This window comes from Xenophilus azovorans DSM 13620 (genome assembly GCF_000745855.1).
Taxonomy (GTDB): Bacteria; Pseudomonadota; Gammaproteobacteria; order Burkholderiales; family Burkholderiaceae_C; genus Xenophilus; species Xenophilus azovorans.
In genome coordinates, this window is the sequence record NZ_KN050766.1 from 62,024 (window position 1) to 81,756 (window position 19,733).

Annotated in this window: 22 protein-coding genes and 1 tRNA gene; 9 read left to right on the forward strand and 14 right to left on the reverse strand. The window is 70.9% G+C overall.

The features are described 5' to 3' along the window. Positions 1–3: 3 nt before the first annotated feature. On the forward strand, positions 4–1,542 hold the full coding sequence (locus Q392_RS26735; RefSeq protein WP_038215903.1) for a 2-isopropylmalate synthase: 1,539 nt from the start codon (positions 4–6) through the stop codon (positions 1,540–1,542). A gap of 118 nt (positions 1,543–1,660) precedes the next feature. Continuing rightward, positions 1,661–2,851, forward strand: coding sequence for a D-alanyl-D-alanine endopeptidase (gene pbpG, locus Q392_RS26740; RefSeq protein ID WP_051953999.1), 1,191 nt, complete (start codon positions 1,661–1,663; stop codon positions 2,849–2,851). Between the two features lie 140 nt (positions 2,852–2,991). Here pbpG and Q392_RS26745 read toward each other — a convergent pair whose 3' ends face one another. The 4 genes from Q392_RS26745 to pobA are packed head-to-tail and all read right to left on the reverse strand — an operon-like array spanning position 2,992 to position 6,592. Then, a complete protein-coding gene (locus Q392_RS26745; protein WP_038215906.1) occupies positions 2,992–3,801 on the reverse strand; it encodes an IclR family transcriptional regulator in 810 nt (269 codons plus the stop codon). A gap of 34 nt (positions 3,802–3,835) precedes the next feature. After that, positions 3,836–4,594 (reverse strand): arginyltransferase, encoded by a 759-nt coding sequence (locus Q392_RS26750; protein WP_038215908.1) that lies wholly within the window; start codon positions 4,592–4,594, stop codon positions 3,836–3,838. After that, the gene (gene aat / locus Q392_RS26755; RefSeq protein ID WP_038215911.1) at positions 4,591–5,358 is read right to left on the reverse strand and encodes a leucyl/phenylalanyl-tRNA--protein transferase; all 768 of its coding nucleotides are present in this window, start codon (positions 5,356–5,358) and stop codon (positions 4,591–4,593) included. The genes Q392_RS26750 and aat overlap by 4 nt, the downstream gene beginning before the upstream one ends. A 52-nt stretch (positions 5,359–5,410) precedes the next feature. Then, positions 5,411–6,592 carry a 4-hydroxybenzoate 3-monooxygenase gene (pobA, locus tag Q392_RS26760; RefSeq protein WP_038215913.1) on the reverse strand — a complete coding sequence of 394 codons (1,182 nt, stop codon included), beginning with the start codon at positions 6,590–6,592 and terminating at the stop codon, positions 5,411–5,413. 148 nt (positions 6,593–6,740) lie between these two features. Between pobA and Q392_RS26765 the strand changes: the two genes are divergently transcribed. The 5 genes from Q392_RS26765 (at position 6,741) to Q392_RS26785 (ending at position 11,632) form a co-directional block, all read left to right on the forward strand. After that, the gene (locus Q392_RS26765; protein ID WP_038215914.1) at positions 6,741–7,511 is read left to right on the forward strand and encodes an IclR family transcriptional regulator domain-containing protein; all 771 of its coding nucleotides are present in this window, start codon (positions 6,741–6,743) and stop codon (positions 7,509–7,511) included. Between the two features lie 63 nt (positions 7,512–7,574). Then, the gene (locus tag Q392_RS26770) at positions 7,575–8,234 is read left to right on the forward strand and encodes a response regulator (RefSeq protein ID WP_038215916.1); all 660 of its coding nucleotides are present in this window, start codon (positions 7,575–7,577) and stop codon (positions 8,232–8,234) included. 172 nt (positions 8,235–8,406) lie between these two features. Beyond that, entirely contained in the window at positions 8,407–9,729 is a 1,323-nt protein-coding gene (locus Q392_RS26775) for an ATP-binding protein (RefSeq protein ID WP_038215919.1), read from the forward strand. A gap of 93 nt (positions 9,730–9,822) precedes the next feature. After that, on the forward strand, positions 9,823–11,298 hold the full coding sequence (locus Q392_RS26780; RefSeq protein WP_038215922.1) for a DegQ family serine endoprotease: 1,476 nt from the start codon (positions 9,823–9,825) through the stop codon (positions 11,296–11,298). Between the two features lie 94 nt (positions 11,299–11,392). Further along, positions 11,393–11,632 (forward strand): hypothetical protein, encoded by a 240-nt coding sequence (locus tag Q392_RS26785; protein WP_157008367.1) that lies wholly within the window; start codon positions 11,393–11,395, stop codon positions 11,630–11,632. A 12-nt stretch (positions 11,633–11,644) separates the two neighbouring features. Here the strand turns inward: Q392_RS26785 and Q392_RS26790 are convergent, their stop codons facing one another. The 4 genes from Q392_RS26790 to Q392_RS26805 form a co-directional block, all read right to left on the reverse strand. Continuing rightward, positions 11,645–12,409: an SDR family NAD(P)-dependent oxidoreductase gene (locus tag Q392_RS26790; protein ID WP_051954000.1), complete on the reverse strand. Its 765-nt coding sequence runs from the start codon at positions 12,407–12,409 to the stop codon at positions 11,645–11,647. A gap of 148 nt (positions 12,410–12,557) precedes the next feature. Beyond that, entirely contained in the window at positions 12,558–12,875 is a 318-nt protein-coding gene (locus Q392_RS26795) for an RNA recognition motif domain-containing protein (protein ID WP_038215927.1), read from the reverse strand. 81 nt (positions 12,876–12,956) lie between these two features. Beyond that, entirely contained in the window at positions 12,957–13,226 is a 270-nt protein-coding gene (gene infA / locus Q392_RS26800) for a translation initiation factor IF-1 (protein WP_038215929.1), read from the reverse strand. 33 nt (positions 13,227–13,259) lie between these two features. After that, the gene (locus tag Q392_RS26805) at positions 13,260–13,475 is read right to left on the reverse strand and encodes a hypothetical protein (protein WP_038215932.1); all 216 of its coding nucleotides are present in this window, start codon (positions 13,473–13,475) and stop codon (positions 13,260–13,262) included. 360 nt (positions 13,476–13,835) lie between these two features. On the opposite strand from Q392_RS26805, the gene Q392_RS26810 reads away from it, so the two are divergent. Both Q392_RS26810 and Q392_RS33225 read left to right on the forward strand, forming a co-directional pair. Further along, entirely contained in the window at positions 13,836–14,048 is a 213-nt protein-coding gene (locus Q392_RS26810) for a hypothetical protein (protein ID WP_051954001.1), read from the forward strand. Positions 14,049–14,139: 91 nt separating this feature from the next. Beyond that, a complete protein-coding gene (locus Q392_RS33225; protein ID WP_157008369.1) occupies positions 14,140–14,310 on the forward strand; it encodes a hypothetical protein in 171 nt (56 codons plus the stop codon). A gap of 101 nt (positions 14,311–14,411) precedes the next feature. On the opposite strand, the gene Q392_RS26815 is transcribed toward Q392_RS33225, so the two are convergent. The 6 genes from Q392_RS26815 to Q392_RS26840 form a co-directional block, all read right to left on the reverse strand. Next, a tRNA-Asn gene (locus tag Q392_RS26815) sits at positions 14,412–14,487 on the reverse strand. Positions 14,488–14,555: 68 nt separating this feature from the next. Continuing rightward, positions 14,556–16,565 carry an acyltransferase family protein gene (locus tag Q392_RS26820; protein ID WP_051954002.1) on the reverse strand — a complete coding sequence of 670 codons (2,010 nt, stop codon included), beginning with the start codon at positions 16,563–16,565 and terminating at the stop codon, positions 14,556–14,558. A gap of 65 nt (positions 16,566–16,630) precedes the next feature. Further along, the gene (locus tag Q392_RS26825; RefSeq protein ID WP_038217196.1) at positions 16,631–17,566 is read right to left on the reverse strand and encodes a thiamine phosphate synthase; all 936 of its coding nucleotides are present in this window, start codon (positions 17,564–17,566) and stop codon (positions 16,631–16,633) included. Continuing rightward, on the reverse strand, positions 17,559–18,389 hold the full coding sequence (locus Q392_RS26830; protein ID WP_038215937.1) for a thiazole synthase: 831 nt from the start codon (positions 18,387–18,389) through the stop codon (positions 17,559–17,561). Before Q392_RS26830 ends, Q392_RS26825 begins: the two co-directional genes overlap by 8 nt. A 5-nt stretch (positions 18,390–18,394) precedes the next feature. Beyond that, the gene (gene thiS / locus Q392_RS26835) at positions 18,395–18,592 is read right to left on the reverse strand and encodes a sulfur carrier protein ThiS (RefSeq protein ID WP_038215941.1); all 198 of its coding nucleotides are present in this window, start codon (positions 18,590–18,592) and stop codon (positions 18,395–18,397) included. Next, entirely contained in the window at positions 18,589–19,677 is a 1,089-nt protein-coding gene (locus tag Q392_RS26840) for an FAD-dependent oxidoreductase (RefSeq protein WP_038215943.1), read from the reverse strand. The genes thiS and Q392_RS26840 overlap by 4 nt, the downstream gene beginning before the upstream one ends. Between the last annotated feature and the right edge of the window lie 56 nt (positions 19,678–19,733).

Below are 19,733 nucleotides of genomic sequence, written 5' to 3' on the forward strand. Positions count from 1 at the left end.
ACGATGACCGACAAGCTGATCATTTTCGACACCACCCTGCGCGACGGCGAGCAGTCGCCCGGCGCCTCGATGACGCGCGACGAGAAGATGCGCATCGCCAAGCAGCTCGAGCGGCTGAAGGTCGACGTGATCGAGGCGGGCTTCCCGGCCAGTTCCAACGGCGACTTCGAGTGCGTGAAGGCCATCGCCAACACGATCAAGGACTCGGTGGTGTGCGGCCTCTCGCGCGCCAACGACCGCGACATCTCGCGCGCAGCCGAGGCGCTCGAGGGCGCGGCGCGCGGGCGCATCCACACCTTCATCGCGACCAGTCCGCTGCACATGGAGAAGAAGCTGCGCATGTCGCCCGAGGAGGTGCACGAGCAGGCCCGGCTGGCGGTGCGCTTCGCGCGCAACAAGGTGGCCGACGTGGAGTTCAGCCCCGAGGACGGCTACCGCAGCGACGTGGACTTCCTGTGCCGTGTGCTGGAGACGGTGATCGCCGAGGGCGCCACCACCATCAACGTGCCCGACACCGTCGGCTACGCGATCCCCGAGCTGTACGGCAACTTCATCCGCACGCTGCGCGAGCGCATCCCGAACAGCGACAAGGCCGTCTGGTCCGTGCACTGCCACAACGACCTGGGCATGGCCGTGGCCAACTCGCTGGCCGGCGTGAAGATCGGCGGCGCGCGCCAGGTGGAGTGCACCATCAACGGCCTGGGCGAGCGTGCCGGCAACTGCTCGCTCGAGGAGATCGTGATGGCCGTGAAGACCCGCAGGGACTACTTCGGCCTGGACGTGGGCATCGCCACCGAGCACATCGTGCCGGCCAGCCGCATGGTCAGCCAGACCACCGGCTTCGTGGTGCAGCCCAACAAGGCGGTGGTCGGCGCCAACGCCTTCGCGCACGCCTCGGGCATCCACCAGGACGGCGTGCTCAAGGCGCGCGACACCTACGAGATCATGCGCGCCGAGGACGTGGGCTGGAGCGCCAACAAGATCGTGCTGGGCAAGCTCTCGGGCCGCAACGCCTTCAAGCAGCGCCTGCAGGAACTGGGCGTGGAGATGGACAGCGAGGCCGATGTCAACGCCGCCTTCCTGCGCTTCAAGGAACTGGCCGACCGCAAGGCCGAGATCTTCGACGAGGACATCCTGGCGCTGGTCAGCGACGAGAGCAGCTCGAACGTCGGCGAGCGCTTCGGCTTCGTCTCGCTGGCCCAGCACAGCGAGACCGGCGAGCGCCCCCACGCCCGGGTGGTGTTCACCGTCGAGGGCAGGGAGGTGACCGGAGAATCGGACGGCAACGGGCCGGTCGACGCGTCCCTCAAGGCCATCGAGTCGCACGTGAAAAGCGGCGCCGAGATGGTGCTTTACTCGGTCAACGCCATTTCGGGCTCGACCGAAAGCCAAGGGGAAGTTACAGTTCGGTTACAAAATGCCGGGCGGGTGGTGAACGGCGTGGGTGCCGATCCCGATATCGTCGTCGCTTCCGCCAAGGCATATCTGAGTGCTCTCAACAAGTTACAGAGCCAAGCTGAACGAGTGGCAGCGCAGGGGTAGGTTTTCGGGCGTTTCTGGCTCTTGAAATGAAGAAGGGAACGCAAGTAACTGATATTGCGGCCCTTTTTCTAATTGGATAGACTGCGGCACCTGTTCTGACGCCGCTGGAGATTTATTGATGCCCGAAGCCCCCGTACCTTTGGTTACGCCTCGAGCCTTCTCCCGGCGTCTGACCGGCGCCCTGCGCCTGTTCGCCATCGCGCTGTGCGCCTCGGCCTTCCTGCTGCCGGGCGCGCATGCCGCCAAGGCTGCGGCCAAGAAACCGGCCGCCAGTGCGAAAAAGGCCGTGGCGAGCGCCAGCGGCAAATCGAAGGCGGCGGCTGCCTCCCAATCCAAGAGCGTCAAAAAGGCGGCGTCCTCCAAGCGCACGGCATCGGCCGACCGTGTGGTGCGCGGCGGCCGCAACGTGGTGGCGACGGTGCGCAAGAAGGGCGGCAAGACGGTGGTGGCGGTGCAGCGCCGTTCCGTGGTGCGGGTGGCCGACGTGCCGCCGCCGCGGCTGTCCTTCGGCCAGATGGCCGGGCTGCAGAACACCGACGACCCGCTCGATCTGCGCTCCAGCGCCGCCCTGGTGATCGACCAGGACACGCGCGAGGTGCTGTTCAGCAAGAACGACCATGCGGTGCTGCCCATCGCCTCGCTGACCAAGCTGATGACGGGCCTGCTCATCAGCGAGGCGCGCCTGCCGATGGACGAGCTCGTCACCATCACGCAGGACGACGTCGACACGGAAAAGGGCAGCAGCTCGCGCCTGCGCGTGGGCTCGACGCTCTCGCGCGGCGAACTGCTGCACCTGGCGCTGATGTCCAGCGAAAACCGCGCCGCGCATGCGCTGGGCCGCACCTATCCCGGCGGCATGAGCACCTTCGTGAGCGTGATGAACGCCAAGGCGCGCATGCTGGGCATGCACGACACCCGCTACGTCGAGCCCACCGGCCTGTCGCCGCGCAACCAGTCGACGGCGCAGGACCTGGCCACCCTGGTGAGCGCGGCGTCCAGCGACGCGCTGCTGCGCGAACTGACGACCTCGCCGGAGCACCAGGTCGAGATCGGCAACCGCGTGCTGCAATTCAACACCACCAACCGGCTGGTGCGCAGCCCCGACTGGGACATCGGCCTGCAGAAGACGGGCTACATCTCCGAGGCGGGCCAGTGCCTGGTGATGCAGGCCAAAGTGGCCGGGCGCAAGATCATCATGGTGTTCCTGGATTCGGCCGGCAAGTTCAGCCGGATCGCCGATGCGGAACGCGTGCGCCGCTGGGTGGAGTCCACCCACTTCCATGCGTTGAGCGCGCAGGCGGCGAGTTGAGGGCGGCAGGCGCTGATCCTGCAACGAGAAGAAAAAAGGGGCCTGAAGGCCCCTTTTTCATCGCCGGGCCGCCCCAAGATGAAAAAGCATCCCCTCGGGGGATCGGGCAAGCGCGAAGCGGTTGGCCGAGGGGCCATCCTTCATGCCGATGCGGCAGCCCCGTCGCCCGGCGCGGCGCCGGTGTACCCCAGCGCTACCGAGATGTCGTTGGCGGTGGCCTGCAGCTTGGGCAGCCAGCCGTCGTCCAGCCGGTCCGCCGGGGCCGAGATCGACAGCCCCGCCACCAGCTTGCCCTGGTCGTCGTAGATGCCGGCGGCCATGCAGCGCACGCCCAGTTCCAGCTCCTCGTTGTCGCGCGCGATGCCGTACTGGCGCGCCCGGGAGAGCTCGCGCTCCAGCACCGGCAACTGGGTGATGCTGTTGCGCGTGTGGCCGGCCAGCCCGGTGCGGGTGGCATAGGTGCGCACGCGCTGCGGGTCCTCGGCGGCCAGGAAGAGCTTGCCCGTGGAGGTGAGGTGCAGCGGCGCGCGGCCGCCGATGGCGCGCACCACCTGCATGCCCGAGCGCTCGCTGTAGGCGCGTTCCACGTAGACGATCTCGTCGCCCTGGCGCACGCTCAGGTTGACGGGCTGCTGCGTCAGCCGGTGCAGCTCGCGCATCGGGCCGAGCGCCGCGTCGCGCACGTTCAGCCGCGCCTTGACCATATTGCCCAGCTCCAGCAGCCGCATGCCCAGCCGGTAGCTGCCGGCCTCGGGCCGGTCGACGAAGCGGCCGACCGCCAGGTCGTTGAGGATGCGGTGGGTGGTGGAAGGGTGCAGCCCCGTCTTCTCGCTGATCTCCTTGAGCGAGATCGCCTCCTCGCGCGAGGCCAGCACGTCGATCAGCGCGAACATGCGCTCGATGACCTGGATGACCGGGGTGGCGGGGGCGTCGGCTTGGGCTTTTCTCATGAGGGCAGGGCGTTCGGCAACGCCTGCCATTTTATTACGTGAAATCGGATCTTGTCGCCGGGGGCGGCTGCCAGCGGCCGCCGACCAGCACCTCGTGCGGCTCGAAGCGCGCCTTGTAGCCCATCTTGTCGCTCTCGGCGATCCAGTAGCCCAGGTAGACGTACGGCAGCCGCAGCTCGCGCGCCTGGGCGATCTGCCACAGCACGCCGTAGGTGCCGTAGGCGGTGCCGGGCTCGGGCTCGTAGAAGGTGTAGACGGCCGAGATGCCGTCGTTGAGCACGTCCAGGATCGACACCATCTTCAGTGCGCCGGGGCTGCCGTCGGGCCGCGTCTCGCGGAACTCCACCAGCCGCGAGTTGACGCGGCTTTGCAGCAGGAACTGGGTGTACTGGTCGATGCTGTCGTGGTCCATGCCACCGCCGGCGTGGCGGCCGTTCTGGTAGCGCAGGTAGAGCTGGTAGTGCTCCGGCACGAAGCACAGGCGCAGCACGCGCACCTGCAGGCCGGCGTGCCGCTTCCAGGCGCGACGCTGGCTGCGGGTGGGCTGGAAGCGGTCGGCCAGCACGCGCAGCGGCACGCAGGCGCGGCAACCGTCGCAGTAGGGCCGGTAGGTGAACATGCCGCTGCGGCGGAAGCCCCCCGTGACCAGGTCGGAGTAGACGTCGTTGTTGATCTGGTGGCTGGGCGTGGCCACCTGCGAGCGGGCCTGGCGCGCCGGCAGGTAGCTGCACGGGTAGGGCGCCGTGGCGTAGAACTGCAGCGTCTGGAGCGGGAGATCCTTGAGATGCGTCACGGCGCGAGGGCTGGCGGCAGGAGTTCGTTCCAGTATAGGGATTCGAAGCGCCATGACGGCGGCGGGGGCAGCGCGGTGGCCCGCGCCACGTGGGCGACGAAGCGCTCGCGCGGCCATTCGCACGCGCCCAGGCTGGCCAGGTGGCGGGTGTTCTGCTGGCAGTCGATCGCCTCGACGCCGTGCCGGCGGCACAAGCATGCCAGCGCCGCCAGGGCGATCTTCGAGGCATCGGTGCGGCGGGCGAACATCGACTCGCCGAACACCATGCGCCCGATGCCGACGCAGTACAGGCCGCCGGCCAGTTCGCCGTCGATCCAGGTCTCGACGCTGTGGGCGTGGCCGGCCCGGTGCAGGGCGAGGTAGGCCGCCTGCATCTCGGGCACGATCCAGGTGCCCGACTGGCCGGCGCGCGGCGCCTCGGCGCAGGCGGCGATGACGGCGGCGAAGCCGTGGTCCACGCGGATCTCGCAGCGCGCCGCGTCGGCGCGGAAGGCCTGCAGCGCCTTGCGCAGCGAGCGGTGCAGGCGGAACCCGGCCACCGGCAGCACCATGCGCGGGTCGGGGCTCCACCACAGGATGGGCTGCTCGTCGCCGAACCAGGGGAAGATGCCGTGCCGGTAGGCGTCCAGCAGCGTGTCGACGTCCAGCGCGCCGCCGCCGGCCAGCAGGCCGGGCACCGGATCGCCCTCCGCCCAGGCGGCGGCCACCGGCGGGAAGGGTGCGCCGGGTTCGAGCCAGGTCAGGGGGCGGTGGCGGGGCTGCAAGATCGGTCGGGATGGGCGTGGAGGGGAGCGCCCATTCTCGGCCGAGCCGCGCTCAGAACGATTCCATCGGCAGGCCCACGTAGTTCTCGGCCAGGGAGGTGGAGGCCGCCTTCGAGTGGACCAGGTAGTCCAGCTCGGCTTCCTGGATCTTCTGGCCGAACTCACCCTCGGCCGGGAAGCGGTGCATCAGCGAGGTGAACCACCACGAGAAGCGCTCCGCCTTCCACACCCGGCGCAGGCACAGCTCGGAATAGCGGTCCAGCGCGGCGGTGCTGCGCTCGGCATAGTGGCGGATGAAGGCTTCCGAGAGGTAGCCGACGTCGCCCGCGGCGAGGTTCAGGCCCTTGGCGCCGGTCGGCGGCACGATGTGCGCCGCGTCGCCGGCCAGGAACAGGCGGCCGAAGCGCATCGGCTCGGCCACGAAGCTGCGCAGCGGCGCGATGCTCTTCTCCAGCGAGGGGCCGGTGACCAGGCGCTCGCGCGCCTCGGGGTCCAGGCGGGCGCGCAGCTCGTTCCAGAAGGCCTCATCGCTCCAGTTCTCGACCCGCTCCTCCAGCGGCACCTGCACGTAGTAGCGGCTGCGCGTGTGGCTGCGCATGCTGCACAGGGCGAAGCCGCGCTGCGTGTTGCAGTAGATCAGCTCGTCGGACACGGGCGGCACGTCGGCCAGCACGCCCAGCCAGCCGAAGGGGTAGACCTTCTCGTGCAGGTGGATGGCCTGCGCCGGCACGCTGGCGCGGCTGACGCCGTGGTAGCCGTCGCAGCCGGCGATGAAGTCGCACTCGATCTCGTGCGTGGCGCCGTCCTTCTCGTAGCGCACGCGGGGCGCGCTGCCGTCGAAGTCGTGCAGGCTGACGTTGGCGGCGCCGTAGACGGTGGTCAGGCCGGCGGCGGTGCGCGCCTCCATCAGGTCGCGCGTGACTTCGGTCTGGCCGTACACCGTCACCTGCTTGCCGCCCGAGAGGCCGTGCAGGTCGATGCGGTGGCGCGCGCCCTGGAACAGCAGCTCGATGCCGTGGTGCGGCAGGCCCTCGGCCTTGGCGCGCGCGTCCACGCCGGCACGTGCCAGCAGGTCCATCGTCACCTGCTCCAGCACGCCGGCACGGATGCGGCCGAGCACGTAGTCGCCGGTCTGGCGCTCCACGACGACGTTGTCGATGCCGGCCTGGTGCAGCAGTTGTCCGAGCAGCAGGCCGGAGGGGCCGGCGCCGATGATGGCGATCTGGGTGCGCATGGCGTGTGTCTCCAAGGGTGCGAAAAGGGGATGGCCGAGCGTAGGCAGGCCGGGCGCGCGGCGGCAGTCCCCGGCCTGCACTGCTGTGCGATCATGCGACCCGCTGCGCGATGATCGCGCAAATGCCGCATCACAGCCGCCGCTTTCCATGACCATCGCCAAGGCCGACTTCATCGAGGGCATCGCCAAGGGCATGGCGGTGCTGGAGAGCTTCGACACCGAGCGCCAGCGCCTGAACGCCACGCTGGCGGCGGCGCGCGCCGGCATCACCCGCGCGGCGGCGCGGCGCCACCTGCTGACGCTGGCCCACCTGGGCTACCTGGAGACGGACGGCAGCTACTACTGGATGTCGCCCAAGGTGCTGCGCTTCTCGGGCAGCTACCTGGCGTCGTCGCGGCTGCCGCGGGCGCTGCAGCCCACGCTCAACCGGCTGGCGGCGCAGACGGGCGAATCCTTCTCGGCCGTGGTGCTCGACGGGGAGGAGGTCGTCATCGTGGCGCGCAGCGGCGCGCTGGGCGCGCCCAACCGCGTGCTGGCCTACGGCCTGCACCTGGGCGCGCGGCTGCCGGCGCATGCCACGTCCACCGGCCAGGTGCTGTTGGCCGGCCTGCCGCAGGCCGAGCTGCGGGCCTGGCTGCAGGGCCGCACGCTGCCGCGGCTGACGCCCCACACCCTGACGCAGGCGCGGGCGCTGCGCCAGCGGCTGGCGCAGGTGCGCCGGCAGGACTGGGCCTTCGCCGCCGAGGAGCACGAACTGGCGGTGCGCGCCCTGGCCGTGCCGCTGCGCGACATGCGCGGCCGCACGGTGGCGGCACTGAACGTGGTGCTCTCCGATGCCGGCCGGGACGCGGCGGCGCTGCAGAATGCGCTGCTGCCGCTGCTCTTCGAGGCGGCGCGGGAGGTGCGCGCGATCCTCTGAGCGGGTGCGCGAACTCCGGCGCCGCATTCCATCTCGAACCCCGCTTTCCTTCCTCCGAACGCCATGCGCCTGCTGCTGCTCGAAGACGACCTGATGATCGGCGAGACCGTGCTCGATCTGCTGCGCGCCGAGCACTACGCCGTCGACTGGGTCAAGGACGGCGAGATGGCCGACACGGCGCTGCGCACCCAGGACTACGACCTGGTGCTGCTGGACCTGGGCGTGCCCCGGATGGACGGCCTGGACGTGCTGCGCGCCCTGCGCGCGCGCAAGCAGCGCATGCCGGTGCTGATCGCCACCGCACGCGACTCGGTCGAGCAGCGCGTGCAGGGGCTGGACGCCGGCGCCGACGACTACGTGCTCAAGCCCTACGACCTGGACGAGCTGCTGGCCCGCATCCGCGCGCTGCTGCGCCGCGCCGCCGGGCGGGCCGAGCCGGTGTTCGAGCACCGCGGCGTGAGCCTGAACCCCGCGACCCGCGAGGCGGCGGTGGACGGCAGGCCGGTGGTGCTGTCGGCGCGCGAATGGGCGGTGCTGGAGCCGCTGATCGCCCGGCCCGGCATCGTGCTCTCGCGCGCCCAGCTCGAGGAGAAGCTCTACGGCTGGAAGGACGAGATCAGCAGCAACGCGGTGGAGGTGTACGTGCACGGCCTGCGCCGCAAGCTGGGCGCCGACCTGATCCGCACCGTGCGCGGCGTCGGCTACACGGTGCCGAAAGAATGACGACCCCCAGTCTGCGCGCTTCGCGCTCCGCCAACCCCCTCCAGAGGGGGGCTCGCCCAGCGGCCTGGCAGAGCCAGTTCCGCGGGCGCTCCCGCATGGCTTGCTCCGCGGCCTTTCGATGCAGGGGCGACGGCCACGGGCCGGCGACGCGCGTCCGCTGGAGCGGCGGCGAATGAGGTCGCTGCGCGCACGGCTGCTGTGGTTCCTGCTGGCGGCGATCGTGCTGGCCGGCGGCGTGCAGGCTTTCGCCACCTACCGCACGGTGCTGCACGAGGCGGACCAGATCTTCGACTACCACATGCAGCAGATGGCGCTGTCGCTGCGCGCCGGCCTGCCGCCGAGCGCGGCGGTCAGCGGGCTGGGGCCGACGGAGCAGAACTTCGAGTTCGTGGTGCAGGTGTGGACCGCCGACGGCGTGCGCATCTTCGAGTCCGCGGAGCAGGCGGCGCTGCCGCAGCGGGCGGTGCTGGGCTTTTCCGACGTGGGCGCGCGCGGCACCACCTACCGCGTGTTCTCGCTGCAGTCGCGCGGGCTGGTGATCCAGGTGGCGCAGGACATGGCGGCGCGCCGCCACATGGCCGGCGCGCTGGCGCTGCGCACGGTGGCGCCGGTGGCGCTCATGGCGCCGCTGCTGATGCTGGTGGTGTGGTGGGTCGTGAGCGCCTCGCTGGCGCCGGTGGCGCGGGTGCGCGGCCAGGTGGCCTCGCGCCAGGCGGACGACCTCTCGCCGCTGAGCGAGGCGGACCTGCCCGAGGAGGTGCGCCCGCTGGTGCACGAGCTGAACCTGCTGTTCGGCCGGCTGCAGCATGCCTTCGAGGCGCAGAAGCACTTCGTGGCCGACGCGGCGCACGAACTGCGCTCGCCGCTGGCGGCGCTCAAGCTGCAGGTGCAGGGCCTGCAGCGCGCGCCCGAAGGCGAAGCCCGCACCGTCGCCACGCAGCGGCTGGCTGCCGGCATCGACCGCGCCACCCGGCTGGTCGAGCAGCTGCTGGCCCTGGCCCGCCAGGAGGCGAATGCCGCCGCGGGCGTGCCCGCCCAGCCGGTGGACCTGCTCGAACTGGCGCGCTCGGCCATCGGTGACGCCGTGCCCGCCGCGCAGGCGCGCGACATCGACCTGGGGCTGGGCACGCCGCCGGCCGCGCCCGCCATCGTGCAGGGGCACCCGGACGCGCTGCGCATCATGCTGCGCAACCTGCTGGACAACGCGGTCAAGTACGCGCCCGAGGGCGGCCGGGTCGACGTGGAGATCGCGGCCGACGGCGAGGGCGTGACGCTGTGCGTGGACGACTCCGGTGCCGGCCTGCCCGAGGCCGAGCGCGAGCGCGTGCTCGACCGCTTCTATCGCACCGGCCAGACGCAGGCGACGGTGCAGGGCAGCGGCCTGGGCCTGGCCATCGTGCACTCGGTGGCGCAACTGCACGGCGCGCAACTGGCGCTGGAGACCTCGCCGCGCCTGGGCGGCCTGCGGGTGGCGGTGCGTTTTCCTGCCCGCTGATCGCGGCGTTTAAGGCGGGCCTAAGCGACCCGCCCGATATTCCGTCGCATCGAGCTTCGGCTCATTGCCTCGTGAAGAAGAAAGGACGTCGCCATGAACACCCGCATCGACACCCCCAAGCGCCTTGCCGTGGCCCTGGCAGCCGCCGCCCTGCTGGGCGCGGCCGCGACTGGTGCCTACACCAGCGCGAACGCGCTCGCCACGCCGCCCGCCGCGACGGGCACCGCGACAGCCGCTCCGATGGTCGCGCCCGTCGCCGCGCCGGACTTCTCGGTCATCACCGCGCGCAACGGCCCGGCCGTGGTCAACATCAGCGTCACCGGCACCACCAAGACGGCGCTGGAGGATGACGGCCCGCAGGGCATCTCGCCCGACGATCCCTTCTACGAGTTCTTCCGCCAGTTCGGCATGCCGGGCATGCAGCGCGGGCCGCAACGGCCGATGCCCACGCATGCGCAGGGCTCGGGCTTCATCGTCAGCCCCGACGGCGTGATCCTCACCAACGCGCACGTGGTCAAGGACGCGAAGGAGGTGACCGTCAAGCTCACCGACCGGCGCGAGTTCCAGGCCAAGGTGCTGGGCGCGGACCCGAAGACCGACGTGGCCGTGCTCAAGATCGACGCGAAGAACCTGCCCACGGTGCCGCTGGGCAACCCGAAGGACCTCAAGGTCGGCGAATGGGTGCTGGCCATCGGCTCGCCCTTCGGCTTCGAGAACAGCGTGACGGTCGGCGTGGTGAGCGCCAAGGGCCGTTCGCTGCCCGACGACAGCTACACGCCCTTCATCCAGACCGACGTCGCCATCAACCCCGGCAACTCCGGCGGCCCGCTGTTCAACGCGCGCGGCGAGGTGGTGGGCATCAACTCGCAGATCTACAGCCGCAGTGGCGGCTACCAGGGCGTCTCGTTCGCCATCCCGATCGACCTGGCCACGCGGGTCAAGGAGCAGATCGTCGCCACCGGCCATGCCAGCCATGCGAAGCTGGGCGTGACCATCCAGGAGGTGAACCAGGCCTTCGCCGACTCCTTCAAGCTCGACAAGCCCGAGGGCGCGCTGGTGTCGAACGTGCAGAAGGGTGGGCCGGCCGACCAGGCGGGCCTGCGCACCGGCGACGTGATCCTCAAGGTGGATGGGCAGCCCATCACCGCCTCGGGCGACCTGCCGGCGCTGATCGGCCAGCTCGCGCCGGGGCAGAAGGTGCGCATCGACATCTGGCGCCAGGGCCGTCCCGAGCAGTTGACGGCCAGCCTGGGCAACGCCGGCGACAAGGCCCAGGTCGCCGAAGCCGACAAGGCGACGGGCAAGGGCCGGCTGGGCCTGGCGCTGCGGCCGCTGCAGCCGCAGGAAAAGCGAGAGATCGCCGCCGAGGCCGGCCTCGTCGTCGAGGATGCGCGCGGGCCGTCCGCCATGGCGGGCGTGCAGCCGGGCGACGTGCTGCTGGCCATCAACGGCACGCCGGCCAGGAGCGTCGAGCAGGTGCGCGAGGCCGTCGCCAAGGCCGACAAGTCGGTGGCCCTGCTGATCCAGCGCGGCGACAACCGCATCTTCGTGCCGGTGCGGCTGGGCTGAAGGGCATGCGCGCAGCCCGGCCGGCCGATGAAAATTACCGGATTCGGCCGCCGCGTGCGTGCAGCCATGCATGCGCGGCAGAATACTCCGAGCCATGCCGTTGGAACTGCTTCATCGACTCGCCCTGCAGACGCTGCCCATTGCCGTGACGGAGGGCGATGACGTCGATGCAGTGCGCATGCTGGCGCTGGCCGGGCATGTGCGCGCCGACATCCCCAAGCCGGTGCGGACGCTCAACGGCCATCACCAGCCGCCGGCCACGGTGACGGCCATCACGCCGCTGGGCTGGCAGATGATCCAGCGCTTTCCCCGCGGGTCGGGCCAGCACGCCTGAGCTCCGCCCGGCTCACAGGCCGCCCGCGACCTTCAGCACGGTGCCCGTCACGTACGAGGCGCGCTCCGACAGCAGCCATGCGATCGCTTCCGCGATCTCCTGCGCCTCGGCCGGCCGCTGCATCGGGATGCGGGCGGCCACGCGCTGGGGCCGGCCGGGCTCGCCCGCGGCGGCATGGATGTCGGTCAGCGCGGTGCCGGGAGACACGGCGTTCACGCGGATGCCCTTGGCCGCCACCTCGCGCGCCAGGCCGATCGTGAACCCCTCGACCGCCGCCTTCGACGCGGCGTAGTGCACGTACTCGCCCGCGGCGCCCAGCGTGGCCGCGATGGACGAGACATTGACGATGCTGCCCGCCGTGCCTTCGGCCAGCCAGCGCCGCAGCACGCACTGGCTCATCGCCATCGTGCCCAGCACGTTGACGTCCAGCACGCGGCGCATCGTGTCGATGGTCGTGTCGGCGAAGGACCCCAGCGGCCCGGTGATGCCGGCGTTGTTGACCAGGCCTGCGAGGGGGCCGAAGCCGGCCGGGATGCCGTCGACCACGCGTTGCGCCGCCTCGGGGTCCGCCACATCGGCCTGCACCGCCCAGGCGCGCCGGCCCAGCGCCTCGATCTGCGCCACCAGCGTCTGCGCGGCATCGTGCTGGGCGCTGTAGGTGAAAGCGACGTCGTGGCCGGCGGCGGCGCACAGCCGCGCCGTCGCGGCGCCGATGCCGCGGCCGCCGCCGGTGATGAGAATGGTCGTCAGTGCCTGTCGTTGCGGTGGCTGCGCCATGCGGTCTCCTGCTGGTTTCGTTGCGAAGCCCGATCATCCGCGAACGCGCGTGCGTGCGGGGCAGGCGCGAAAAAAGGGCCGCGCGGCGTGATGCCGGCGCGGCCCTTCCGGATGGCTCGACGCTGCGAGCCAGTCGTACGGTTGATGCTCAGTAGGCGCGTTGCCGATAGCCGCCGCCACGGCGGTCACCGCCGCCGAAGCCGCCGCCCGAGCGCGGCTCCATGGGGCGCGCGATGTTGACCGTCAGGGCGCGGCCGTCCACTTCCTTGCCGTTCAGTCCCTGGATGGCGGCCTGCGCTTCCGCAGGCGAGCCCATCTCCACGAAGCCGAAGCCCTTGGAGCGCCCCGAGTCGCGCTCCATCATGACCTTGGCCGAGGAGACCTGGCCGAAGGCCGAGAAGTGCTGGCGCAGCGAGTCGTCGCGCATCGAGTAAGAGAGGTTGCCGACGTAGAGTTTGTTTTCCATGATGTTCTTTCGAGTGAATGTGAGTGATGTGTGCGGTCCGCAGGCCGCGAAGGGCAGGGGAGGCGGTTGTTGCGATGGCGCCTATCGCGCAGGGCGCCGGGCACCGGCGGGGGCTCCGCCCTGCGAGCGAGGCTCGAGGTGCCGGAAGGTCAGCCGTCCCTTGTTGAGGTCGTAGGGCGACATCTCGAGCGAGACCCGGTCGCCCGCCAGCACGCGGATGCGGTGCTTGCGCATCTTGCCGCCCGAGTAGCAGATGAGCGTGTGGCCGTTGTCCAGCGTCACGCGAAAGCGCGAGTCGGGCAGCACTTCCTCGACGCGCCCCTGCATTTCAATCAGTTCTTCCTTGGCCAAGAGACTCCTTCGGTGGTTGGGCGAGAGGCGTGCTCAAGCCAGTTGGTTGGTCAGCACGAAATGCCGGCCTTGAGTAAGGGCGTAGCGTGCGGCGCGCGCTGCGCTGTCGAAACAGGGGATGAGCCGGAACACGCGGTCGTGCATGCCGCGGCGGATGGAGACCGAAGCGGCGTACTGGCCGGTCTCGGTGAGCTTCGTCATCGGTGTGACGAGGTACTTGCCCACTGCGTGGGCGGTCGGTTGGTTCATGTACTGGCAGGGCTTGCGCGGTGCAAGCGGTGGGCTGCGGCAAGCCGTGAGGCTGCGGCGCAGCGATGAAGGAAGAGAAGGGAGTGGACCGCCCGAAAGGGGAGGTGGCGGGCCGGTGTGAAGCTCGTCAGGAGCGGAGGATGACGATCAGCCTTGCGCAGGTGTGATGCGACTGGCGACGATCCGTGCGGCAGCAGGTGCCGGGTGGTGTCAAACAAGGGCCGCAGCAACGAGCACGCTGCGGCCGATAGGCCCAAGTGTAGGCGATTTCACGTTGTCCGCCCTTCGGGCACCCCTTCGCCGCTGCGGTGCGGCACGTCGAGTGGTACCCTGGCCGGTCAGACAGCACGAAAGACCAGCATGAACAGCGTGTCCATCTCCAAGTCCAGGCAGGACGCGCTTCGCGTTGAGCTTCCCCACATCGCCGACCTGCTCCATCGCAGGCGCGCCAGCGAAATCGCCGAGGCCGACATCGAGGACCTGGTGACGCTGTCCTGGCTGGAGTGGCTGGGCGGCTCGCTGCAATTGACGACCACCGGCGACAACGTCTGCCGCCAGCAACGTTCGGGCTAGACGGCGGCCTGCCGGCGAGGGCCCGGCGCCTGTTCGTTGCAGATTCACGCCCCTGGATCGTTCTACCGCATCGACCCTCGGAGCGTGCAACGTGCTTTCGTTCTCCTTGATCCTGGCCGTCGGCCTGGCCGCCATGGCGGCGTGCCTCTGGGTGATCTTCGGCTGGTCCGGCGAGTCGCCGCAGGACCGGGCCATCCGGGAGGCCATCGACACCACCACGCAGACCCTGCGGGCGCCGCTGTCGCCTTCGTCGCGGCGCTAGGCTGCTGACTCTTGGCAACTCGCTGCCGGAAGAGTGCCTGAAAGGAAAATGCCCCGCCATCGAAAAGATGACGAGGCATTCAAGAACCACGAGGGTTTGTTTGGCTCCCCGACCTGGGCTCGAACCAGGGACCTACGGATTAACAGTCCGGCGCTCTACCGACTGAGCTATCGGGGAATGAGCCCACGAGTATAGCGTGTTTTTCGCGCTTCTCTCAAGGTCGCGTCGATTTGTTGCGGCGATGTTCAAGGCGCTGCCTTGAGCACCGCGTCCAGGTAGGTTGCGTGCTCGCGCGCGTAGTCGGCGCGCAGGTGATCGGAGTCCTTGTAGACGGGGGTTCCGTCCCCGGTGGTGCGAATGCACTGGCCATCGGGGCACAGCGTCGGCAGCGGGTCGATCAGCGTGGCGCCGCTGCGCACGGCCAGCTCGCGCAGGCGCGCATCGACGAACTGCTGGTCGCCCGGCAGCGGCACGCGCGGGCTGACGCGCTGCACGCTCCAGGCGCCGAGGCGGTCGTAGGTGATGAGGTGCTTGGGCTCGAAGGCGTCGCCGATGGGGTTGTCGAGCAGGAAGTACACGCGTGTGTGCAGCGACAGGTCCTTGAGGATGTACTCCAGCGACTTGATCGCCCATTCCACGCCGCCGCCGCCGCGGAAGGCGTACTTGCGGTCGCCGGCGAGGCGGTCGCGGTAGTAGTAGCCCTCGTCGTAGTTGCCGTCGGGGTTCGCCACGGCTTGCTTGATGAAGTAGCAGTTCCAGCAGCCGCCGATGACGACGGCATCGGGCCTGGTGGCGTGGATGTAGTCGATGATGTCGCTGCGCCAGGCATCGCAGTCGACGTTCCGGTCCTCGAATACGTTGGGGATCGGCGGGCAGCCGCCCTTGGTCGCGAAGAGCAGGGTGTTCAGCGCGGCGGGACCGCCGTCGCGGGCGATCTCGACCGCGCGCGGCCCGTACTGCTCGATGTGGCTGTCGCCGAACAGCAGCACGCGCTTGGGGCCGGTGCCGATGGTGTAGGCGGGCCGCTTGCCGAGGGTGGTGTGCGCCAGGCCGTCCGGATAGGCCCAGTCGGTGGTGGCCGCGGCGACGCGGCTGAGGTAGGGGTCGCTCAGCCGCGGCGGCAGGCGCTGGGCCCAGGCGAGCAGGCCCAGCACGAACAGCACCGCCATGGCGATGGAGAGATTTCGCACCACGCCCGTGCGGCGGCTGTGGCGCAGCGGCTGCTCCACCCACTTCCACGTGGCCCAGGCCAGGGCGACGGCCGCGACGACGCAGGCGATGCGCACGTTGCGCGCGGGCATGCCGCCTTCGAGCACGCGGGCATAGGCCAGCAGCGGCCAGTGCCAGAGGTAGAGCGGATAACTGATGAGCCCGAACCACACCATCGGGCGCGAGCCGAGCACGCGGCGGTTCAGCCAGGCGGCGGGGCCGGCGGCGATGCAGAAGAAGGCGCCGAACACCGGCAGGATGGCCCACCAGCCGGGGAAGGCCTTGTCCTTGTCGAGCAGCGCGAGGCCGGCGCCGATCAGCACCAGGCCGACGATGGCCTGCAGGTCGTCGCCGCGCGAGAGCAGCCGCGGCCGGTGCAGCCGCATGTAGGCCAGCAGCCCGCCGGCGGCCAGTTCCCAGAAGCGCGAGGCCGGCAGGTAGAAGGTGGCGCTGGCCCAGGGATGCACGCCCGCCACGTTGAGCAGGAAGGACAGCGCCGCCACGGCGCCCAGCGTGGCCAGCACGTTCCAGTGCCGGCGCCAGGCCAGGCCCAGCAGCAGCGGCCACACGATGTAGAACTGCTCCTCCACCGCCAGCGACCACAGGTGCAGCAGCGGCTTGCTCTCGGTGGCGGTGTCGAAGTAGCCCGATTCGCTCCAGAAGGCGAGGTTGGAGACGAAGCCCGCGCCGGCGGCGACGTGCTTGCCCAGTTGCCCGAACTCGTCGACCAGCAGCGCGTACCAGCCGAAGGCGAAGGTGGCCGCCAGCACCGCCAGCAGTGCAGGGAAGAGCCGCCTGATACGCCGCGCATAGAAGTCGCGGTAGCTGAAGCCGTGGCTGGACAGGTTACCCAGCAGGATGGTGGTGATGAGGTAGCCGGAGATGACGAAGAAGATGTCGACGCCGATGAAGCCGCCCTTGACCCGCTGCGGAAAGGCGTGGAAGCCGACCACCGACAGCACGGCGATCGCGCGCAGGCCGTCGATGTCGGGCCGGTACTTCAGGTGCAGGGTGGCGTCGGCGGGGGCGTGGGGCGTCGTCGTCATGCAGGCGGGGCAGGGGCGCTGGGCGGGAGCGCCCGCGCGGCATTGTCGCCGCGGCCCGCGGCGGCTCAGGGCGCCGGCAGGGGCGCGTGGCGGGCCAGGTCCGCCATCAGCGTCCGGACGGCGGCTTCGGGATCGTCTGCCGCGACGATGGCACGCACCGCCGCCGCGCTGCCGACGCCGGTGGCCATCACGGCCGGCAGGCTGGCGGCGTCGATGCCGCCGATGGCCACCAGGGGGTAGCCGTGCATCAGCCGGGCGTAGTCGCCCAGCCGCGCCACACCCTGCGGCGCGGTCGCCATCTGCTTGAGGGTGGTGGGGAACACCGCGCCCAGCGCGAGATAGCTCGGGCTGACCGCATCGGCGCGGACCATCTCGGCGTAGCCGTGCGTGCTCACGCCCAGGCGCGCGCCGGCGGCGCGCAGCGTGTCGACGTCGGCCTCGTGCAGTTCGTCGAGATCCTCCTGCCCGAGGTGCACGCCATAGGCGCCGGCCTCGACCGCCTCGCGCCAGTGGTCGTTGATGAAGAGCAGCGCACCGGTGCCCTGAACGGCCCGCACGGCCGCGCGCACCTCGTGGCGGACCGCCGCGGCGTCGGCGGACTTGAAGCGCAACTGCACGGTGGGCACGCCGGCGCGGGCCATGCGGCCGACCCAGGCGGCGTCGGGCAGCACGGCGTACAGCCCCAGGCGCCCGGGGCAGGGCGGGAAGGCGTCGTCGCGCGCCTGTGGCGGGAACTCGCGCAGGCCGAAGTCCACCGGCGTGGCGGGCCAGGCGAGCGCGTCGAAGAAGCCCAGGCGCTCCGTCTGCGCGTGCCAGGCCAGCGCGACGCATTCCGCGTCGGCCTCGATGAAGCCCAGCAGCACGCAGGCCTGCTTGACGCCGCGGTACACGGGGTCGGCCAGCGTGTAGTCCTGCGGCACGCTGGGCGGGTGCGCGCCGAAGCGCGGCAGGTGGGCGGTGAGCACCGCCGAGGCGATGGTGGTGGGGTCGTGTTCAGTCATGGGCGCCTGCATGGTGCCAGAAGGGCGTGCCGAGCACCGGCGTGCTGGGCTGGGCGGCATCGCTGGTGGACATGGCGCCGGCGAGCCGGGCGGCGCGGCCGGCACGCACGGCATCGGCGAAGGCGCCGGCCATCGCGACCGGGTCTTGCGCCAGCGCGACGGCGGTGTTGAGCAGCACGCCGTCGTAGCCCCATTCCATCACCTGGCAGGCGTGCGAGGGCAGGCCGAGGCCGGCATCCACCAGCATGGGCACGGCGAGGCGCTCGCGCAGCGCCTGCAGCGCGTAGGGGTTCACGGGGCCGCGGCCGGTGCCGATGGGCGCGGCCCAGGGCATCACGGCCTGGCAGCCGACGTCGACCAGGCGCTGGCACAGCACCAGGTCCTCGGTGCAGTAGGGCAGCACCTGGAAGCCGTCGTCGATCAGCAGGCGTGCCGCCTCGACGAGATTGAGCGTGTCGGGCTGCAGGGTGTAGTCGTCGCCGATCAGCTCCAGCTTGATCCAGGGCGTGTCGAACACCTCGCGCGCCATCTGCGCGGTGGCGACGGCCTCCTGCACGCTGTGGCAGCCGGCGGTGTTGGGCAGCACCGGCACGTCCAGGCGCTTGAGCAGCGCCCAGAAGTCCTGGCCGGCGTCGGCGCCCGAGGGCGCGGCGCCCTGGCGGCGCAGCGAAGCGGTGAGCATCGCGGGCCGGGCGCGCCGCACCGCGGCCTCCAGCACGTCGGGCGAGGGATAGCGGGCGGTGCCCAGCAGCAGGCGGCCGTCGAAGCGCTGGCCGTACAGGACCAGCGCGTCGCCGGCGGGGGAGGACGTGTTGTCGTTCATGTTCGTCAGCCTCCCGTCACGGGCCGGATCACCTCGATCTCGTCGCCCTCGCGCAGTTCGCGCTCGGCATGCGAGGAGCGAGGCACGAATTCGCGGTTCACGGCGGCGGCATAGGGCGGCGCCGGCGCCAGCAGCGCGATGGCGTCGGCCAGCGTGGCGGGCGGGGCCAACTCGCGCGGCTGGCCGTTGAGCAGGATGTTCATGGGGTGTCCAGTATGAGGAGATCGAAGCGCCGCGCCAAGGCATCGCCCTGATCGGCCAGCACCTGCATCGCCGCGTCGAGCATGGCGGGCGAGATCATGAAGCCGTGGCGGTACAGGCCGTTGACCTGCAGCATGCGCGGCGCCAGCCAGCGCAGCGCGGGCCGGTTGTCGGGCAGGGTGGGGCGGCACTGCGTGAGCACTTCGAGGATGCGCGCCTCGCCGAAGCCGGGGTGTACGGCGTACGCGGCGCTGAGCAGTTCCATCGTCGAGCGCACGCTGGCCGGCGAAAGGTCGTCGGACTCGATCTCGGTGGCGCCGACGACGAACACGTGGCCCGGCTTGGGCGCGATGTAGAGCGGGTAGCGCGGATGTGCCAGCCGCGTGGGCCGGCGCAGCTCGACGCCCGGCGCATGCAGGCGCAGCACCTCGCCGCGCACGCCGCGCAGCGCGTCCCACTGCGGCTTGGCGCCCAGGCCGCGGCAGTCGACGACGCGCTCGCGCGCCGCCGGCGAGAAGTCCTGCGGCGCGCGTGGGCTGTGCCAGTGCAGGCGCACGTTCGGCATCGCCTGCAGGCCGGCGAGCAGCGCGGCGAGCAGCTCGCGGTTGTCGAGCTGGCCTTCGCCGGGCAGCAGCCAGCCCTGCGCGAAGCGGCCGGCCAGCGCGGGCTCCAGCGCCGCCAGGGCCGGGCCGTCCAGCCGCTGCATGGCCGGCAGCCCGGGCACCGCGGCCTGCGTACGCTGCAGCGTGGCAGCCAGGCGCGCGGCCTCGTTCGCGTCCTGCCGGTGCCAGACGAGCAGCGTGCCCTCGCGCTGGAAGAACACGGGCGCGGGCAGGCCGGCGAGCAGTTGCGGCCAGCGCTCCAGCGCATGCATGCCCATGCGCACCAGCGGCTCGGGGGCGATGGCGGATTCGGCCAGCGGTGCCAGCATGGCGGCCGCCACGCGGGCGGCGGCCCCCTCGGCATCGGGGCCGCCGGCCTCGTACACGTCCACCGCGCAGCCGGCGCGCGCCAGCGCCAGCGCCAGCAGGCGGCCCATCAGGCCGGCGCCGAGCACGTGGGCATGGTCGAAGGGCAGGGTACTCACTTCAGCGCCCCATGACGTTGAGCCTCGCCCGCGTTGCACGATCCAAGACGGTACGA

Bases quoted from the DNA above. Each gene is read 5' to 3' on its own strand.
- Q392_RS26735 (WP_038215903.1), top strand. From the start codon at position 4: ATGACCGACAAGCTGATCATTTTCGACACCACCCTGCGCGACGGCGAG.
- pbpG (WP_051953999.1), top strand. From the start codon at position 1,661: ATGCCCGAAGCCCCCGTACCTTTGGTTACGCCTCGAGCCTTCTCCCGG.
- Q392_RS26745 (WP_038215906.1), bottom strand. From the start codon at position 3,801: ATGAGAAAAGCCCAAGCCGACGCCCCCGCCACCCCGGTCATCCAGGTC.
- pobA (WP_038215913.1), bottom strand. From the start codon at position 6,592: ATGCGCACCCAGATCGCCATCATCGGCGCCGGCCCCTCCGGCCTGCTG.
- Q392_RS26765 (WP_038215914.1), top strand. From the start codon at position 6,741: ATGACCATCGCCAAGGCCGACTTCATCGAGGGCATCGCCAAGGGCATG.
- Q392_RS26770 (WP_038215916.1), top strand. From the start codon at position 7,575: ATGCGCCTGCTGCTGCTCGAAGACGACCTGATGATCGGCGAGACCGTG.
- Q392_RS26775 (WP_038215919.1), top strand. From the start codon at position 8,407: ATGAGGTCGCTGCGCGCACGGCTGCTGTGGTTCCTGCTGGCGGCGATC.
- Q392_RS26780 (WP_038215922.1), top strand. From the start codon at position 9,823: ATGAACACCCGCATCGACACCCCCAAGCGCCTTGCCGTGGCCCTGGCA.
- Q392_RS26785 (WP_157008367.1), top strand. From the start codon at position 11,393: ATGCCGTTGGAACTGCTTCATCGACTCGCCCTGCAGACGCTGCCCATT.
- Q392_RS26790 (WP_051954000.1), bottom strand. From the start codon at position 12,409: ATGGCGCAGCCACCGCAACGACAGGCACTGACGACCATTCTCATCACC.
- Q392_RS26795 (WP_038215927.1), bottom strand. From the start codon at position 12,875: ATGGAAAACAAACTCTACGTCGGCAACCTCTCTTACTCGATGCGCGAC.
- Q392_RS26805 (WP_038215932.1), bottom strand. From the start codon at position 13,475: ATGAACCAACCGACCGCCCACGCAGTGGGCAAGTACCTCGTCACACCG.
- Q392_RS26810 (WP_051954001.1), top strand. From the start codon at position 13,836: ATGAACAGCGTGTCCATCTCCAAGTCCAGGCAGGACGCGCTTCGCGTT.
- Q392_RS26820 (WP_051954002.1), bottom strand. From the start codon at position 16,565: ATGACGACGACGCCCCACGCCCCCGCCGACGCCACCCTGCACCTGAAG.
- Q392_RS26825 (WP_038217196.1), bottom strand. From the start codon at position 17,566: ATGACTGAACACGACCCCACCACCATCGCCTCGGCGGTGCTCACCGCC.
- Q392_RS26830 (WP_038215937.1), bottom strand. From the start codon at position 18,389: ATGAACGACAACACGTCCTCCCCCGCCGGCGACGCGCTGGTCCTGTAC.
- thiS (WP_038215941.1), bottom strand. From the start codon at position 18,592: ATGAACATCCTGCTCAACGGCCAGCCGCGCGAGTTGGCCCCGCCCGCC.